This window comes from Streptomyces sp. NPDC007991, assembly GCF_042958445.1.
In the GTDB taxonomy this organism is placed as follows: Bacteria; Actinomycetota; Actinomycetes; order Streptomycetales; family Streptomycetaceae; genus Streptomyces.
Window position 1 is genome coordinate 293,372 of sequence record NZ_JBIBJD010000008.1, and the last position, 16,219, is coordinate 309,590.

The 16,219-nt window shown below is 70.0% G+C and carries 14 protein-coding genes; 5 read left to right on the forward strand and 9 right to left on the reverse strand.

Translation table 11 applies throughout. From position 1 onward, the window contains the following. The first annotated feature begins 2 nt into the window (after positions 1 to 2). Positions 3 to 1,364, forward strand: a complete 1,362-nt coding sequence (locus tag ACFZDA_RS24490) for an ABC transporter permease subunit (protein WP_391085349.1) — start codon at positions 3 to 5, stop codon at positions 1,362 to 1,364. On the opposite strand, the gene ACFZDA_RS24495 is transcribed toward ACFZDA_RS24490, so the two are convergent. Then, entirely contained in the window at positions 1,330 to 2,586 is a 1,257-nt protein-coding gene (locus ACFZDA_RS24495; protein WP_391085351.1) for an RNA-guided endonuclease TnpB family protein, read from the reverse strand. The genes ACFZDA_RS24490 and ACFZDA_RS24495 overlap by 35 nt on opposite strands. 161 nt (positions 2,587 to 2,747) lie before the next feature. Here ACFZDA_RS24495 and ACFZDA_RS24500 point away from each other — a divergent pair, with 161 nt between their 5' ends. Further along, a complete protein-coding gene (locus tag ACFZDA_RS24500; protein WP_391085354.1) occupies positions 2,748 to 3,587 on the forward strand; it encodes an ABC transporter permease subunit in 840 nt (279 codons plus the stop codon). A gap of 34 nt (positions 3,588 to 3,621) precedes the next feature. Here ACFZDA_RS24500 and pgl read toward each other — a convergent pair whose 3' ends face one another. From pgl to tkt, 5 genes are read right to left on the reverse strand one after another with little or no spacing between them, the layout of a single operon-like run. Next, a complete protein-coding gene (pgl, locus tag ACFZDA_RS24505; RefSeq protein WP_391085357.1) occupies positions 3,622 to 4,407 on the reverse strand; it encodes a 6-phosphogluconolactonase in 786 nt (261 codons plus the stop codon). Continuing rightward, on the reverse strand, positions 4,404 to 5,537 hold the full coding sequence (opcA, locus tag ACFZDA_RS24510) for a glucose-6-phosphate dehydrogenase assembly protein OpcA (RefSeq protein WP_391085360.1): 1,134 nt from the start codon (positions 5,535 to 5,537) through the stop codon (positions 4,404 to 4,406). The genes pgl and opcA overlap by 4 nt, the downstream gene beginning before the upstream one ends. Next, positions 5,534 to 7,057, reverse strand: coding sequence for a glucose-6-phosphate dehydrogenase (zwf, locus tag ACFZDA_RS24515; RefSeq protein ID WP_391085363.1), 1,524 nt, complete (start codon positions 7,055 to 7,057; stop codon positions 5,534 to 5,536). The genes opcA and zwf overlap by 4 nt, the downstream gene beginning before the upstream one ends. 4 nt (positions 7,058 to 7,061) lie before the next feature. Beyond that, positions 7,062 to 8,180: a transaldolase gene (gene tal / locus ACFZDA_RS24520; protein ID WP_391085365.1), complete on the reverse strand. Its 1,119-nt coding sequence runs from the start codon at positions 8,178 to 8,180 to the stop codon at positions 7,062 to 7,064. 34 nt (positions 8,181 to 8,214) lie between these two features. Further along, entirely contained in the window at positions 8,215 to 10,302 is a 2,088-nt protein-coding gene (tkt, locus tag ACFZDA_RS24525; RefSeq protein ID WP_391085368.1) for a transketolase, read from the reverse strand. A 382-nt stretch (positions 10,303 to 10,684) separates the two neighbouring features. Here tkt and ACFZDA_RS24530 point away from each other — a divergent pair, with 382 nt between their 5' ends. The 3 genes from ACFZDA_RS24530 (at position 10,685) to ACFZDA_RS24540 (ending at position 13,259) form a co-directional block, all read left to right on the forward strand. After that, positions 10,685 to 11,602 carry a heme o synthase gene (locus tag ACFZDA_RS24530; RefSeq protein WP_391085739.1) on the forward strand — a complete coding sequence of 306 codons (918 nt, stop codon included), beginning with the start codon at positions 10,685 to 10,687 and terminating at the stop codon, positions 11,600 to 11,602. Between the two features lie 69 nt (positions 11,603 to 11,671). Beyond that, entirely contained in the window at positions 11,672 to 12,004 is a 333-nt protein-coding gene (locus ACFZDA_RS24535; protein WP_391085371.1) for a hypothetical protein, read from the forward strand. A gap of 148 nt (positions 12,005 to 12,152) precedes the next feature. Then, positions 12,153 to 13,259, forward strand: a complete 1,107-nt coding sequence (locus tag ACFZDA_RS24540) for an amidohydrolase family protein (RefSeq protein WP_391085374.1) — start codon at positions 12,153 to 12,155, stop codon at positions 13,257 to 13,259. Positions 13,260 to 13,441: 182 nt separating this feature from the next. On the opposite strand, the gene ACFZDA_RS24545 is transcribed toward ACFZDA_RS24540, so the two are convergent. The 3 genes from ACFZDA_RS24545 to ACFZDA_RS24555 are packed head-to-tail and all read right to left on the reverse strand — an operon-like array spanning position 13,442 to position 16,194. After that, positions 13,442 to 14,449, reverse strand: coding sequence for a COX15/CtaA family protein (locus ACFZDA_RS24545; protein ID WP_391085377.1), 1,008 nt, complete (start codon positions 14,447 to 14,449; stop codon positions 13,442 to 13,444). 54 nt (positions 14,450 to 14,503) lie between these two features. Continuing rightward, positions 14,504 to 15,220, reverse strand: a complete 717-nt coding sequence (locus tag ACFZDA_RS24550) for an ABC transporter permease (RefSeq protein WP_391085741.1) — start codon at positions 15,218 to 15,220, stop codon at positions 14,504 to 14,506. A 50-nt stretch (positions 15,221 to 15,270) separates the two neighbouring features. Beyond that, positions 15,271 to 16,194 (reverse strand): ATP-binding cassette domain-containing protein, encoded by a 924-nt coding sequence (locus ACFZDA_RS24555; protein WP_391085381.1) that lies wholly within the window; start codon positions 16,192 to 16,194, stop codon positions 15,271 to 15,273. Positions 16,195 to 16,219: the final 25 nt, after the last annotated feature.

Genomic DNA, 16,219 nt, shown 5'->3' on the forward strand with positions numbered 1-16,219 from the left:
CCATGACAGCGACCCTCGTCAAAGAGACGAACCCCCCGCCGCCCGTCACGGTCGCCGACCGCACCCGGCGTCTGCGCCGGCGCGGGAAGATCGTCGCCCTGCTGTTCGTGCTGCCCGCCCTGCTGCTGCTCGGCGCGCTCGTCGTCTACCCCGTGCTGTTCAGCGTCGGCCGCAGCTTCTTCGACGCCTCCGGGACGACCTTCGTCGGCGGCGAGAACTACACCGAGATGTTCCGCGACCCGGCGACCCTCACGGCCGTCCGCAACACGGCCATCTGGGTCGTCGTGGCCCCGGCCCTGCTGACCGGCCTCGGGCTGATCCTGGCCGTGCTCGTGGAGAAGGTCCGCTGGGCCACCGCCTTCAAGCTGCTCCTCTTCATGCCGATGGCGGTCTCCTTCCTCGCCGCCGGCATCATCTTCCGGCTCGCCTACGACGAGGACCCCGACAAGGGCGTCCTGAACGCCGCGGTCGTCTCCGTCCACGACGCCTTCAAGGGGCAGTCCTCCTACCCGACGGCCCGGGCGCGTGACGGGCAGGGCCTGACGAAGGACAAGGACGGTTCGTACCGCACGAATGCGAGCGTGTCCCCGGGCGACAGCGTGACGCTGGGCCTGGTCGGGGTGCTGCCCGACGACCTGCCCGGCGGGACCGAACCCGCGTACGCGGCGGCGGGAAAGAAGGCCGCCCCCGGTGACCTGCGCGGCGTGGTCTACCTGGACTTCACGCCCGGCGGGGGAGGGGAACAGGGCAAGGTCGACCGGCGGGAGAGCGGACTGCCGCAGATGAAGGTCGAGGCCGTACGCGACGGCAGGACGGCCGCCACGACGACCACCGCCTCCGACGGCTCCTTCCGCTTCGAGGACCTCGCGGCGGGCTCCTACGAGGTGAAACTGCCGGCGTCCAACTTCGCCCCGCCCTACGAGGGTGTCTCCTGGCTCGGACCGGCGCTCGTCACACCGGCGATCATCGGGGCCTACCTGTGGATCTGGACCGGCTTCGCCATGGTGCTGATCGGGGCCGGCCTGTCCACCCTGCCGCGCGACGCGCTGGAGGCGGCGCGGATCGACGGCGCGAACGAGTGGCAGATCTTCCGGCGGATCACGGTCCCGCTGCTGGCCCCGGTCCTCACGGTCGTCTTCGTCACCCTGGTCATCAACGTGATGAAGGTCTTCGACCTCGTCTACATCATCGCGCCCGGGCCGGTACAGCAGGACGCGACCGTCCTCGCGACGCAGATGTGGCTGGTGTCGTTCGGCGGCGGCAACAACCAGGGGCTCGGCAGCGCGCTCGGAGTGCTGCTCCTGCTGCTGGTGGTCCCGGCCATGGTGTTCAACGTCCGCCGTTTCCGAAGGAGTCAGCGTTGACTTCCTCCCCCGCCTGAAGGCGGGGGACTCCAGCGGTCGCCCGCTGGGATTCCTGCTTCACCGACGACCGCCCCGTCCGGGAGGACTCCCGTTGAGGTCTTACACCGTCTCCACAGGCAGACGCCGCCAGCCCGGCGGCCAGGGTGTTGCGTGCCGCGTTCACGTCGCGGTCATGCAAGGTGCCGCACTCGCATGTCCACTCGCGGACGTTCAGCGGCAGTTTCCCGCGGATCATTCCGCAGGTTCCACACAGCTTCGAGCTGGGAAACCAGCGGTCGATCACGACGAGTTCACGCCCGTACCAGGCGCACTTGTACTCCAGCATCATGCGCAGGTCCGTCCAGGCCGAGTCAGAGATGGCGCGCGCGAGCTTGCCGTTCTTCATCAGGTTGCGGACGGCCAGGTCCTCGATCACGACCGTTTGGTTCTCACGGACGAGCCGAGTCGACAGCTTGTGCAGGAAGTCCCGACGCCGGTCGGCGATCCGCGCGTGGACCTTGGCGACGCGACGCCGGGCTTTCTCCCGGTTCGCCGAGCCCTTCGCTTTGCGCGACAGGTCCCGCTGGGCTTTTGCCAGGCGAGCGCGGTCACGCCGCTCATGCTTGGGGTTAGCGATCTTCTCCCCGGTGGACAGGGTTACGAGCGACGTGATCCCGGCGTCGATGCCGACCGCCGTCTTCGCGGCCGGTGCCGAGGCGATCGTGTCCTCGACGAGTATCGAGACGAACCAGCGTCCGGCCGCGTCGCGGGATACGGTGACGGTCGTCGGCTCCGAGCCCTGCGGGAGGGGGCGCGACCAGCGGACACTCAAGGGCTCCGCCATCTTGGCCAACGTGAGCTGGCCGTCCCGCCACTTGAAGGCGCTGCGGGTGTACTCGGCCGACGCGCGGGACTTCTTCCGGCTTTTGTACCTGGGGTACTTCGCCCGCTTGGCGAAGAAGTTCCCGAACGCCGCCTGAAGGTGCCTCAGCGCCTGCTGGAGCGGGACGGAGGACACCTCCGAGAGGAAGGCGAGTTCCTCGGTCTTCTTCCACTCCGTCAGCGCGGCGGACGACTGCGCGTAGGAGATCCGGCGCTGCTCGCCGTACCAGGCCTGCGTGCGCTCCTGCAATGCCTTGTTGTACACGAGACGGACACAGCCGAACGTGCGGGACAGCTCAGCTGCTTGCTCGTTCGTGGGGTAAAAGCGGTACTTGAACGCCCGCTTGACCTGCTGCGTCATTCCTCACATTCTATCAATTTCTGTGTGAGCACTGGGTGCCGTTCGGTGGCCAGTGAACGCCCGTCCGCCCCGGCGGCGAACCGGCTTTCGCTGCCCCGCTCCCAAGGAGCTTCGTTTCCTCCACGGCCTGAAGGCCGGGGAATCCATGAAGGAGAGACCGGATGAACGCGGTGCGGCGCGGGTTGGGCAACGGGGTCGTCCAGGCCTTCCTCGTGGTGATCGGCCTGGTGTGGATGACGCCGCTGGCCGGGCTGTTCCTGTCCTCGCTGCGGTCCGCCGAGGACACGGCGAAGGGCGGCTGGTGGACGGTGTTCTCCAGCCCCGGGCAGCTGTCCTTCGACAACTACTCCTCGCTGTTGCGGAACTCCGGCATCACACAGGCGTTCTGGAACACGGTGCTGATATCGGTGCCGACGACGGTGCTGGTCGTCGTGATCGCGGCGCTCGCGGGGTACGCCTTCGCGTGGCTGGACTTCCCCGGGCGCGAGGCGGTCTTCCTGGTCGTCGTCGCGCTGCTGGTGGTGCCCGTGCAGATCGGGCTGCTGCCGGTGGCCAAACTCTTCGGGCAGCTGGGGCTGTTCGGCACGATCCCCGGGGTCGTCCTCTTCCACGTGGCCTACGGCCTGCCGTTCGCGGTGTTCCTGCTGCGGAACTACTTCGCCGAGATGCCGAAGGAGATGCTGGAGGCGGCCCGGATGGACGGGGGCAGCGAATGGCGTATCTTCACGCGGCTCGTGCTGCCCGTGGGGCGGCCGGCGATCGCGTCCCTGGCCATCTTCCAGTTCCTGTGGGTGTGGAACGACATGCTGGTGGCGCTGCTGTTCGCGGACAGTTCCTCACAGCCGCTGACGGTGGAACTCCAGTCGCAGATACGGCAGTTCGGCAGCAACATCGATGTCCTGGCGCCCGGGGCGTTCGTGTCCCTGGTCGTCCCTGTCGTCGTGTTCTTCGCGTTCCAGAGGCACTTTGTGCAAGGAGTCATGGCCGGGTCGGTCAAGTAGCCACAGCACCAGGGGGCTCCGCCCCCTGGTTGCGCTAAGCCGAAGCCGGTGGGTACAGGGAACGCGGCAGTTGGGAAGCCGCCGCCGCGTCCAGCAGCCACAGTGTCCGGCTGCGGCCGTACGCCCCGGCCGCAGGTGCCTGGATCTCGCCCGCGCCCGAGAGCGCGATCGCCGCCGCCTGGGCCTTGTCCTCGCCCGCGGCCAGGAGCCACACCTCCCGCGCCGCACGAATCGCCGGCAACGTCAGCGTCACCCGCGTCGGCGGCGGCTTCGGCGCGCCGTGGACACCGACGACCGTACGGTCGGCTTCCCGCACCGCCGGCAGCTCCGGGAACAGCGACGCCACGTGCGTGTCCGGGCCGACGCCCAGCATCAGCACGTCGAACGTGGGGACGGGCCCGTGGTTCTCCGGGCCCGCCGCCCGCGCCAGTTCCTCCGCGTACGCGGCCGCCGCCGCGTCCACGTCGTCGCCGTAGGGGCCGTCCGACGCGGGCATCGCGTGCACTCGCTTCGGATCGAGTGGCACCGAGTCCAGCAGTGCCTGACCCGCCTGCGTGACATTGCGCTCCGGGTCGCCCTTGGGCAGGAACCGTTCGTCGCCCCACCAGAGGTCGAGCCGGCTCCAGTCGATCGCGTCCCGGGCGGGCGCAGCGGCCAGGGCGGCCAGCAGGCCGTTGCCGTTGCGGCCGCCCGTCAGGACCACGGACGCCGACCCCCGGGAGGCCTGCGCGTCCACGATCCTGGTGATCAGCCGGGCCGCCGCGGCCTGCGCCATCAGCTCCTTGTCGCGGTGGACGACCAGCTGCGGTGCCGTACTCACTTCGTCGTCGCCTTCCGTACCGGTTCCAGCTGGGGCGGTTCCGGCTTCACCGGTGCCTGCTTCACCGGTGCCTGCGCCGTCGCTTGCGAAGCGGGTGCTTTCGCAGCCGTTTCACGGGGAGCGGGGAGGGCGAGTCGTGACCGCCCGTCACTTTTGGGCTCTCCCTGATCTCCCCGGCCTTCCGGATGCCCCTGCTCTCCTTTGGGGGACTTCAGCCGGTCCACCCCGTACCGCAGCGCCGACGCGTACGTGTCGTCCGGGTCCAGCCGCCGCAGCTCCTCCGCGATCAGCTCGGCCGTGTCCCGGCGCTTGAGCGCCACGCCACGGGCCGGCTGGCCCTCGATGGAGAGCGTCGCCAGGGAGCCGTCCGCCCGGTCCAGCACGATGGGGCCGCAGTCCGTGTCCATGCGGACCGCCGTCAGACCCGGGCCCCCGGACAGCGAGCGCTTGACGGGGACGTCCAGCCGGTCCGCGAGCCACATCGCCAGCAGCTCGCAGCTCGGGTTGAACTCCTCGCCCTCCACCTCGATGGCCCTGACCTCGCAGGTGACCTGGTCGAGAGCCGCCGCCAGCATGGAGCGCCAGGGCGTGATGCGGGTCCAGGACAGGTCCGTGTCGCCGGGGGTGTAGGTCCCGGACCGGGTGGCCAGGTCCCGCACCGGCTGCTCGGAGGCGTACGTGTCGGTGACACGGCGCTGGGCGAGGGCACCCAGGGGGTCCTTCGCCGGGTCGAGCGGCGCGTTCACCGGCCACCACGCCACCACCGGGGCGTCCGGCAGCAGCAGCGGCAGTACCACCGACTGGGCGTGGTCGGCGACCTCGCCGTACAGCCGGAGCACGACCGTCTCACCCGTGCCGGCGTCGGCGCCGACCCGGACTTCGGCGTCCAGACGGGACTGCGTACGGTCGCGGGGCGAGCGGGAGACGCGCTTGATGACCACGAGCGTGCGCGAGGGGTGCTCGCGCGAGGCGTCGCTCGCGGCCTTCAGCGCGTCGTAGGCGTTCTCCTCGTCGGTCACGATGACCAGCGTGAGCACCATCCCGACAGCCGGGGTGCCGATTGCCCGGCGGCCCTGCACCAGCGCCTTGTTGATCTTGCTGGCCGTGGTGTCCGTGAGGTCTATCTTCATGGCCGGCGCCAGCTCCGTCCGTGTCGCTCGAGCATTTCGTCCGCCTCGACGGGCCCCCAGGTACCGGCCGGGTACTGGGCGGGCTTGCCGTTGGTGTCCCAGTATTCCTCGATCGGGTCGAGGATCTTCCAGGACAGCTCGACCTCCTCGGTGCGCGGGAAGAGGTTCGAGTCTCCGAGGAGGACGTCCAGGATGAGACGCTCGTACGCCTCCGGGCTGGACTCCGTGAAGGACTCGCCGTACGCGAAGTCCATCGACACGTCCCGGATCTCCATCGACGTGCCGGGGACCTTCGAGCCGAAGCGGACCGTGACGCCCTCGTCCGGCTGGACGCGGATGACGATCGCGTTGGAGCCCAGCTCCTCGGTGGCCGTGGTGTCGAAGGGGGAGTGCGGGGCCCGCTGGAAGACGACCGCGATCTCCGTGACGCGGCGGCCCAGCCGCTTGCCGGTGCGCAGATAGAAGGGGACGCCCGCCCAGCGGCGGTTGTCGATCTCCAGCTTGATCGCGGCGTAGGTGTCGGTCTTCGAGGAGGCGTCGATGCCGTCCTCCTCCAGATAGCCGCGCACCTTCGTGCCGCCCTGCCACCCGGCCGCGTACTGGGCGCGCACGGTGTCCCGGCCCATGTCCTTGGGCAGCTTCACCGCGCCGAGCACCTTGGTCTTCTCGGCGGCCAGCGCGTCCGCGTCGAAGGAGGCCGGCTCCTCCATGGCGGTGAGCGCCAGGAGCTGGAGCAGGTGGTTCTGGATGACGTCACGGGCGGCGCCGATGCCGTCGTAGTACCCGGCCCGGCCGCCGATGCCGATGTCCTCGGCCATGGTGATCTGCACATGGTCCACGAGGGACCGGTTCCAGATCGGTTCGAACATCGTGTTGGCGAAGCGCAGCGCCAGGATGTTCTGGACGGTCTCCTTGCCCAGGTAGTGGTCGATGCGGAAGACCTGGTCCGGGGCGAAGACCTCGTGGACGACCTTGTTGAGCTGCTCGGCCGACTTCAGGTCGTGCCCGAAGGGCTTCTCGATGACCGCGCGCCGCCAGGAGCCGCCCGTCTGGTCGGCCAGCCCGTGCTTCTTCAGCTGCTGGATGACCACGGGGAAGGACTTCGGCGGCACGGACAGGTAGAAGGCGAAGTTGCCGCCCGTGCCCTGGGCCTTGTCCAGTTCCTCGATCGTGGAGCGCAGCCGCTCGAACGCGTCGTCGTCGTCGAACGTGCCCTGCACGAAGCGCATGCCCTGGATGAGCTGCTGCCAGACCTCTTCGCGAAAGGGCGTGCGAGCGTGCTCCTTGACCGCGTCGTGCACCTCCTGCGCGAAGTCCTCGTGCGCCCACTCGCGGCGCGCGAAGCCCACGAGCGAGAAGCCCGGCGGCAGCAGACCCCGGTTGGCGAGGTCGTACACGGCGGGCATGAGCTTCTTGCGGGACAGGTCGCCCGTGACGCCGAAGATGACCAGGCCCGACGGCCCCGCGATACGCGGGAGCCGTCGGTCCGCTGGGTCACGCAGCGGATTGCTGCTCGACACCTGTTCAGCCCTCCGAGGGGGCGAGGCGCTGAAGCTCGGCCTCGGTCGACTTCAGCAGGTCGGTCCAGGACGCCTCGAACTTCTCGACGCCCTCGTCCTCCAGCAGCTGCACCACGTCGTCGTACTTGATGCCGAGCTGCTCGACCGCGTCGAGGTCGGCCCGGGCCTGCTCGTACGTGCCGGCGACGGTGTCGCCGGTGATCTCGCCGTGGTCCTCGGTGGCGTACAGGGTCGCCTCCGGCATGGTGTTCACCGTGTTCGGCGCGACCAGCTCGGTGACGTACATCGTGTCCTGGTACGCCTTGTCCTTCACGCCGGTGGAGGCCCACAGCGGACGCTGCTTGTTGGCGCCCTCGCGCTCCAGCGCGTTCCAGCGGTCCGAGGAGAAGACCTCCTCGTACGCCTGGTAGGCGAGCCGGGCGTTGGCGATGGCGGCCTTGCCGCGCAGCGCCTTGGCCTCGTCGGTGCCGAGCGCGTCGATCCGCTTGTCGACCTCGGTGTCGACGCGCGAGACGAAGAAGGACGCCACCGAGTGGATCTGGGACAGGTCCAGGCCCTTGGCCTTGGCCTTCTCCAGACCGGACAGGTAGGCGTCCATCACCTCGCGGTAGCGCTCCAGCGAGAAGATCAGCGTGACGTTGACGCTGATGCCGTTGCCGATGGTCTCGGTGATCGCCGGGATGCCCGCCTTGGTGGCCGGGATCTTGATCAGCGTGTTGGGCCGGTCCACCAGCCAGGCCAGCTGGCGGGCTTCGGCGACCGTCGCCTTGGTGTTGTGCGCCAGGCGCGGGTCGACCTCGATCGAGACCCGGCCGTCCTGGCCGCCGGTGGCGTCGAAGACCGGGCGCAGGATGTCGGCGGCGTCGCGGACGTCCGCCGTCGTGATCATGCGGATGGCCTCTTCGACGGTGACCTTGCGGGCGGCGAGGTCGGAGAGCTGCTGATCGTAGCCGTCGCCCTCGGAGATCGCCTTCTGGAAGATCGTCGGGTTGGTCGTGACGCCCACGACGTGCTGCTGGTCGAGCAGCTCGGCGAGGTTGCCGGACGTGATCCGCTTGCGCGACAGGTCGTCCAGCCAGATCGCGACGCCTTCCTCGGAGAGGCGCTTGAGTGCGTCTGTCATGGAAATTCCATCTCCTACGTGTCGTATGTAAGCGTCAGCGCTGAGCTGCGGCGATCGATTCCCGCGCGGCGGCGGCAACGTTCTCGGCAGTGAAGCCGAACTCACGGAAAAGGACCTTGCCGTCGGCCGAAGCACCGAAGTGCTCCAGGGAAACGATGCGGCCGGCGTCCCCGACGTACTTGTGCCACGTCAGGCCGATCCCGGCCTCCACCGCGACGCGCGCCTTGACGGACGGCGGCAGAACGCTGTCCCGGTACCCCTGGTCCTGCTGCTCGAACCACTCCACCGACGGCATGGACACCACACGGGTGCGCACGCCGGCGCCCTGGAGCTGCTCGCGCGCCTCCACGGCGACGTGCACCTCCGAGCCGGTGGCGATCAGGATGACCTCGGGCTCGCCGCCGTCGGCCTCGAACAGGACGTAACCGCCCTTGGCGGCATCGTCGTTGGGCTCGTACGTCGGCACGCCCTGACGGGTCAGCGCCAGACCGTGCGGCTGGCCCTTGCCGAACTCCTTCGTCCAGCGCCGGAGGATCTCGCGCCAGGCGATGGCGGTCTCGTTGGCGTCCGCCGGGCGCACGAGGTTCAGGCCGGGGATGGCGCGCAGCGAGGCCAGGTGCTCGACCGGCTGGTGGGTCGGGCCGTCCTCGCCCAGGCCGATGGAGTCGTGCGTCCACACGTACGTCACCGGCAGGTGCATCAGCGCCGACAGCCGCACCGCGTTGCGCATGTAGTCGGAGAAGACCAGGAACGTGCCGCCGTAGATCCGGGTGTTGCCGTGCAGCGCGATGCCGTTCATCTCGGCGGCCATCGCGTGCTCGCGGATACCGAAGTGGATCGTGCGGCCGTACGGGTCCGCCTCCGGCAGCGGGTTGTCCGCCGGGAGGAAGGAGCTGGTCTTGTCGATCGTGGTGTTGTTGGAGCCCGCCAGGTCGGCCGAGCCGCCCCACAGCTCCGGGATCACCGCGCCGAGCGCCTGGAGGACCTTGCCGGAGGCGGCACGCGTGGCCACGCCCTTGCCGACCTCGAAGACCGGGATCTTCTCCTCCCAGCCGGCCGGCAGCTCACCCTTGGCGACCCGGTCGTACTCGGCGGCGCGCTCGGGGTTGTTGTCCCGCCACTGCTGGTACGTCTTCTCCCACACCGCGCGGGCCGCCTGGCCCCGCTCCAGCGCCTTGCGGGTGTGCGTGATCACCTCGTCGGCGACCTCGAAGCTCTGCTCGGGGTCGAAGCCCAGGACCCGCTTGGTCGCCGCGACCTCGTCGTCGCCCAGGGCCGAGCCGTGCGCGGCCTCGGTGTTCTGCGCGTTCGGGGCCGGCCAGGCGATGATCGAGCGCATCGCGATGAACGAGGGCCTGTCCGTGACCGCCTTGGCCCGCTGGATCGCCTCGTAGATCGAGGCCGGGTCCAGGTCGCCGTTGGCCTGCGGCTCCACCCGCTGCACGTGCCAGCCGTAGGCCTCGTACCGCTTCACCGTGTCCTCGGACACGGCCGTCTCGGTGTCGCCCTCGATCGAGATGTGGTTGTCGTCCCACAGCAGGATCAGGTTGCCCAGCTTCTGGTGGCCCGCCAGCGACGACGCCTCCGCGGAGATGCCCTCCTGGAGGCAGCCGTCACCGGCGACGCAGTAGACGAAGTGGTCGAAGGGGGACTCGCCCTCCGGGGCCTCCGGGTCGAACAGACCCCGCTCGTAGCGGGCGGCCATCGCCATGCCCACCGCGTTGGCGACACCCTGCCCGAGCGGGCCGGTCGTCGTCTCCACACCGGTGGTGTGCCCGTACTCGGGGTGGCCCGGCGTCTTCGAACCCCAGGTGCGGAAGGACTTCAGATCATCCAGCTCCAGACCGAAACCGGCCAGGTACAGCTGGGTGTAGAGGGTCAGGGACGAGTGGCCGGCGGACAGCACGAAGCGGTCCCGCCCGACCCAGTCGGCGTCCGCCGGGTCGTGCCGCATCACCTTCTGGAAGAGGGTGTAGGCGGCAGGCGCGAGACTCATCGCCGTACCCGGATGGCCGTTACCGACCTTCTGTACGGCATCGGCGGCCAGGACACGCGCGGTGTCGACGGCCCGCTGGTCCAACTCGGTCCACTCGAGGTCTGTGGTGGTCGGCTTGGTGCTCACCCTGGGTCAGGGCTCCTCTCACAAGTCGGATGCCGGTGTATCGGGGCGTCCACCGGCCGCAGCCGAGCCTACCCCCGTAGGACGTGCGTTCTTTCGAGTCGCTCCAGAGTGCCGGGACACGTTTGGATCCGCTTCATGACTGGGCCGTATCCCCTTCGGCAAGTGAATACGGACCCGCTCATCCGGGTGCTCAATCGAGCTTCCGCGCGCCCTTCGGAAGCCGCTCGCCAACACGACCCGACCCCCGCGAATGTCCGACTCTGGGCAACGTCTAAAGTGGCGTGGTACGCGCGAGCCTTTACCGGGACTTCACACGGGTGAGGCTCGCTGGGATGTCTCTGTAGGGGTGTGCGTGACGGCCGTTGAATCCCGTCCAGCGGGGATGCTCGGGACGGACCAGAGCCCGGCCCACCGGCCGTTCGGGGCCCGTGTCAAGGCGTTCGTGGCTCTCACCAAGCCGCGGATCATCGAGCTGCTCCTGATCACCACCGTGCCGGTGATGTTCCTGGCGCAGCAGGGTGTGCCCGACCTGACGCTGGTGCTGCTGACCTGCGTCGGTGGCTACATGTCGGCGGGCGGCGCCAACGCGCTCAACATGTACATCGACCGCGACATCGACGCCCTGATGGACCGCACCTCGCAGCGGCCGCTGGTCACCGGCATGGTCAGCCCGCGCGAGTGCCTCGCCTTCGGCATCACCCTGGCGGTCGCCTCGACCCTGCTCTTCGGCCTCACCGTGAACTGGCTGAGCGCCTGGCTCTCCCTCGGCGCGCTCCTGTTCTACGTCGTCGTCTACACGATGATCCTCAAGCGCCGTACCTCGCAGAACATCGTCTGGGGCGGCATCGCCGGCTGTCTGCCCGTGCTGATCGGCTGGTCCTCGGTCACGAACTCCATGTCGTGGGCGCCGGTCATCCTGTTCCTCGTCATGTTCTTCTGGACGCCGCCGCACTACTGGCCGCTGTCCATGAAGGTCAAGGAGGACTACGCGCGCGTGGGCGTGCCGATGCTGCCGGTGGTCGCCTCCAACAAGGTGGTCGCCAAGCAGATCGTGATCTACAGCTGGGTCATGGTCGCCGTCTCGCTCCTGCTGCAGCCGCTCGGCTACACCGGCTGGTTCTACACGTTGGTCGCGCTGCTGGCGGGCGGCTTCTGGCTCTGGGAGGCGCACGGCCTGCAGAACCGCGCGAAGGCCGAGGTGACGGGCGCGAAGCTGAAGGAGATGCGCCTGTTCCACTGGTCGATCACCTATGTGTCGCTGCTGTTCGTGGCGGTCGCGGTCGACCCCTTCCTGCGCTGACGCAGCACTGACGTATGTCACAGGGCCCTGCTCTCGCCAGTCGATCTACCCGCGAGTAGCATCGCGGCCATGGCAGAAACGCAGCAGGTTGACCCGAAGGGCGAGCGCAAGGTCGCCCGGCTCGCCACGCAGATCGGCTCCTTCTCCAAGGCCCACGGCGGCGCCGAGGGCCAGGTCGCCTACCTCGGCGAACGCGGCGCCCGCATCGTCCTGGTCGGCGAGGACGGCACCTGGGGCGACCTGGTGGCCCCCTCCTACGAGATCGCCGAGAAGGCCGTGGAGAAGTCCGGCATCACGGCCCACGAGTCCTTCGACGGCGAGTTCGCGGCCAAGGTGAAGACGGGCCGCTACGAGTGGTCGCGCATGGCAGGGATCCAAGTAGGCGGCCCCAAGAACGACTGACCCTTCAGGGGCGAGGGAACTGCGCGAGCAACCACAACGGACCCGCACCCGCCGAACACACCGACGCACCCACGACGGAACCGCGACCTCAACCCGGTTCACCCGTTAGGACCCTTAGGAACAACAGGGTCCACACCGGGGAGCCCGGATGATCGAAACGCCGTCCCTAGTGGACCAGTACTGCCACGGAGTACTCCGCACGGAGCTGGGCCTCGGCACCTTCGAGGCCCACCTCTCCCGCACGGAGGGCCCACCCGCCCCCGGCACCACCCTCTTCGACACCCAGACCGGCTTCGCCGTGCGCCGCTGGTGCCCACCCCTGCTCGGCCTCGAACCGCACTGCCCGCCCGCCGGCTACCTCGCCCGCCGCCGCGAACTGGGCGTCCTGGAGTCCGCCCGCAGGCTCCTGCGCGGCAGCGGCATCACGACGTACCTGGTCGACGCGGGCCTGCCCGGTGATCTGACCGAGCCCGGTGAACTGGCCTCCGCCGGAGCCGCCGAGGCCCGCGAGATCGTCCGTCTGGAGCTGCTCGCCGAGCAGGTCGCCGACACCTCCGGGACCGTCGAGTCCTTCCTCGCCAACCTCGCCGAGTCCGTGCACTCCGCCGCCGCGCACGCCGTCGCCTTCACCTCGGTCGCGGGCGTACGGCACGGCCTCGCGCTCGCGCCGGAGCCGCCCGGGCCGGGGGAGGTGCGCGGGGCCGTCGGCCGCTGGCTCGCGGGGCGCGGGGTCGGCGGGGAGCTGAGCGACCCCGTGCTGCTGCGGCACCTGCTGTGGAGCGCGGTCGCCTCGGGGCTGCCGCTCCAGCTGCACGCGGGGCTCGGCGCGCCGGGCCTGCGGATCGACCGTACGGATCCGGTGCTGCTGACGGACTTCGTCCGGGCCACGGCCGGGCTCGGTACGGACCTCGTCCTGCTGCACGGCTACCCCTACCACCGGCACGCCGCCCACCTGGCCGGTGTCTTCCCGCACGTCCACGTCGACTCCGGCGCCGCCCTGGTCCGCACCGGCGCCCGTGCCGCGACCGTCCTCGCGGAGATCCTGGAGCTGGCCCCCTTCGGCAAGATCCTTTTCTCCACCGGCGCCCAGGGGCTGCCCGAGTTGCACGTCGTCGGCGCCCGGCTGTTCCGCGAGGGGCTCGGCCGGGTGCTCGGCACCTGGGTCGCCGAGGGCGCGTGGTCCCTGGCCGACGCCCAGCGTGTGGCGGGGATGCTGGCGTCGGGGAACGCGCGGCGGGTGTACGGGCTCGACTAGGGCCTGTCGTTTGGATCAGGTCGCAGGGAACCGACAGTGCTGATCAGCGCCGGTGAGCGGGGTCTGGTGCGTGCAGATGCAAGGCGGAGGAGGGCGTCGACGCGGAGCGTCGGCAACCGACGACAACGCCGCAGATGCGCCTGCCAGACCCCGCGTCTGCGGCGTGATCCAAACGACAGGCCCTAAGCCTTGGTCAGTGAGGCCTCGGCGGCGGGACCGGGCACGTCGGCCACGCCCTCCGGCCGCTCGCGCAGCGACAGCACCACCCGCAGCACCCAGATCCACATCACGGCCGAGCCGAGCATGTGCAGGCCGACCAGGACCTCGGGCAGGTCCGTGAAGTACTGGACGTAGCCGATGACGCCCTGCGCGAGCAGGATCAGGAACAGTTCGCGGGTGCGGTTCAGCGGGGAGCGCGGCGCGTCGACCGCCTTGAGGACGAACCACAGGGCGAACGTCAGCGTCACCACGATCCACGCCAGCACGGCGTGCAGTTTGCTCACCGTCTCCCAGTCGACGGGCATCCGCTCGACCTCGCTGGAGTCGCCGGCGTGCGGGCCGGCGCCCGTGACCACCGTGCCGACCAGGATGAGCAGCACGGCGGCGGCGACCAGGAACCACACCAGCTGCCACACGGCCTTGCCGACCAGCGGGCGCGGCGCGGCGTCGCCCTCGCGGGTGCGCTGCCACATCACCGTGGCCACCGCGATCAGCGCGGAAGTCGCCACGAAGTGCGCCGCGACCGTGTACGGGTTGAGCCCGACCAGCACCACGATGCCGCCGAGCACCGCGTTGCTCATCACGATCCAGAACTGCGCCCAGCCCAGCCGGGTCAGGCCGCGCCGGTACGGCTTCTGCGAGCGCGCGGCGATGATCGCCCAGCCGACGGCGGCGCACAGCACGTACGTCAGCATGCGGTTGCCGAACTCGATGGCGCCGTGGAAGCCCATCGCGCTGGTGGCGGTGAGCGAGTCGTCGGTGCACTTGGGCCAGGTCGGGCAGCCCAGGCCCGAGCCGGTCAGCCGCACGGCTCCGCCGGTGACCACGATGAGCACCGACATGACGACTGCGGAGAGGGCCGCGCGCTGGACCGTCCGGGGTTCCGGGGTCCAGCGCTCGGCGATGAAGGCGAGCGGGTTGCGCAGGGCCGCCAAGGCGTCGGCGCGGGTCACTTTTGGCACGCGACCCATCGTAGGACGCCGCTTGTGCACGCTTTCACGAGGGTCCGTCACAGGACACCTTCCCTACTCCCAGCGGAAGAACTTCCCGGCCGCCGCCAGCCCGACGACCGCCCAGACGCCCAGGATCCCCAGGTCGGCCCAGGGCATCCCGGCGCCGTGCCGGAGCACGTCCCGCAGGCCGTCGGACAGGGCGGCGATGGGCAGCAGGCCGAGCACGTCCTGCGCGGCGGCGGGGAACTTGTCGAGCGGCACGATGACCCCGCCGCCGACGAGCAGCAGCAGGAACACCAGGTTGGCGGCGGCGAGCGTCGCCTCGGCCTTCAGCGTCCCGGCCATGAGCAGGCCGAGGCCCGAGAAGGCCGCCGTACCGAGGACCAGGAGCAGCAGCACGGCGAACGGGTTGCCGTGCGGCGACCAGCCGAGCGCGAAGGCGATCACCGTCAGCAGGACCACCTGGAGCACCTCGGTGACCAGCACGGACAGCGTCTTCGCGGTCATCAGGCCCCAGCGTGGCAGCGGCGAGGAGGCGAGCCGCTTCAGGACGCCGTAGCGGCGCTCGAAGCCGGTCGCGATGGCCTGCCCGGTGAACGCGGTCGACATCACCGCGAGCGCGAGGATGCCGGGGGCGAGGAAGTCGACGGCCTCGCCGGCGCCCGTGTCGACGATGTCGACGGTGCTGAAGAGCACCAGGAGCAGGGTGGGGATGACGACGGTCAGCAGCAGTTGCTCGCCGTTGCGCAGCAGCATCTTCGTCTCGAGCGCGGCCTGGGCCGTGATCATGCGGGTCAGGGGCGCGGCCCCCGGCTTCGGCGCATAGGTGCCGGTGGCGGTCACGAACGCAGCTCCTTCCCCGTGAGCTCCAGGAAGACGTCTTCCAGGGTGTGCCGCTCCACCGAGATCTTCTCCGGCATCACGCCGTGCTGGGCGCACCAGGAGGTGACCGTCGCGAGCAGTTGCGGGTCGACCTTGCCGGCGACCCGGTACGAGCCGGGCGTCAGCTCGGCGGCCGAGCAGTCGGCGGGCAGGGCCTTCAGCAGCGAGCCGACGTCCAGGCCGGGCCGGCCGCTGAAGCGGAGCGTGTTCTCGGCGCCGCCCCGGCACAGCTCCTCCGGGGAGCCCTGGGCGATGACCCGGCCCGCGTCGATGATCGCCACGTCGTCGGCGAGCTGCTCGGCCTCGTCCATGTAGTGGGTGGTGAGGATCACGGAGACCCCGTCGGCGCGCAGGTCCCGGACCAGGTCCCAGGTGGCGCGGCGGGCCTGCGGGTCGAGCCCTGCGGTCGGCTCGTCCAGGAACACCAGCTCGGGGCGGCCGACCACGGCCATCGCGAGGGCCAGCCGCTGCTGCTGCCCGCCCGACAGCCGCCGGTACGTCGTACGGCCGCACGAGCCGAGCCCGAGGCGTTCGATGAGCGCGTCCACGTCCAGGGGGTGGGCGTGCAGTCTGGCTACGTGGCGGAGCATCTCGTCGGCGCGGGAGCCCGAGTAGACGCCGCCGGACTGGAGCATCACGCCGATCCGGGGCCGCAGGTCCCGGGAGTGGCCGACCGGGTCGAGGCCCAGGACGCGCACCGTGCCGGAGTCCGGCTTCCGGTACCCCTCGCAGGTCTCGACCGTGGTCGTCTTGCCCGCCCCGTTGGGACCGAGCACGGCGGTCACACCCGCCCGGGCCACCAGGTCGAGCCCGTCCACCGCGGTCTTCGTGCCGTACCGCTTCACCAGGGCCTGGACCTGGACCACGGGCTCACTTCGCATGGGTCCAGAGTCTAGGTTCGTGCGC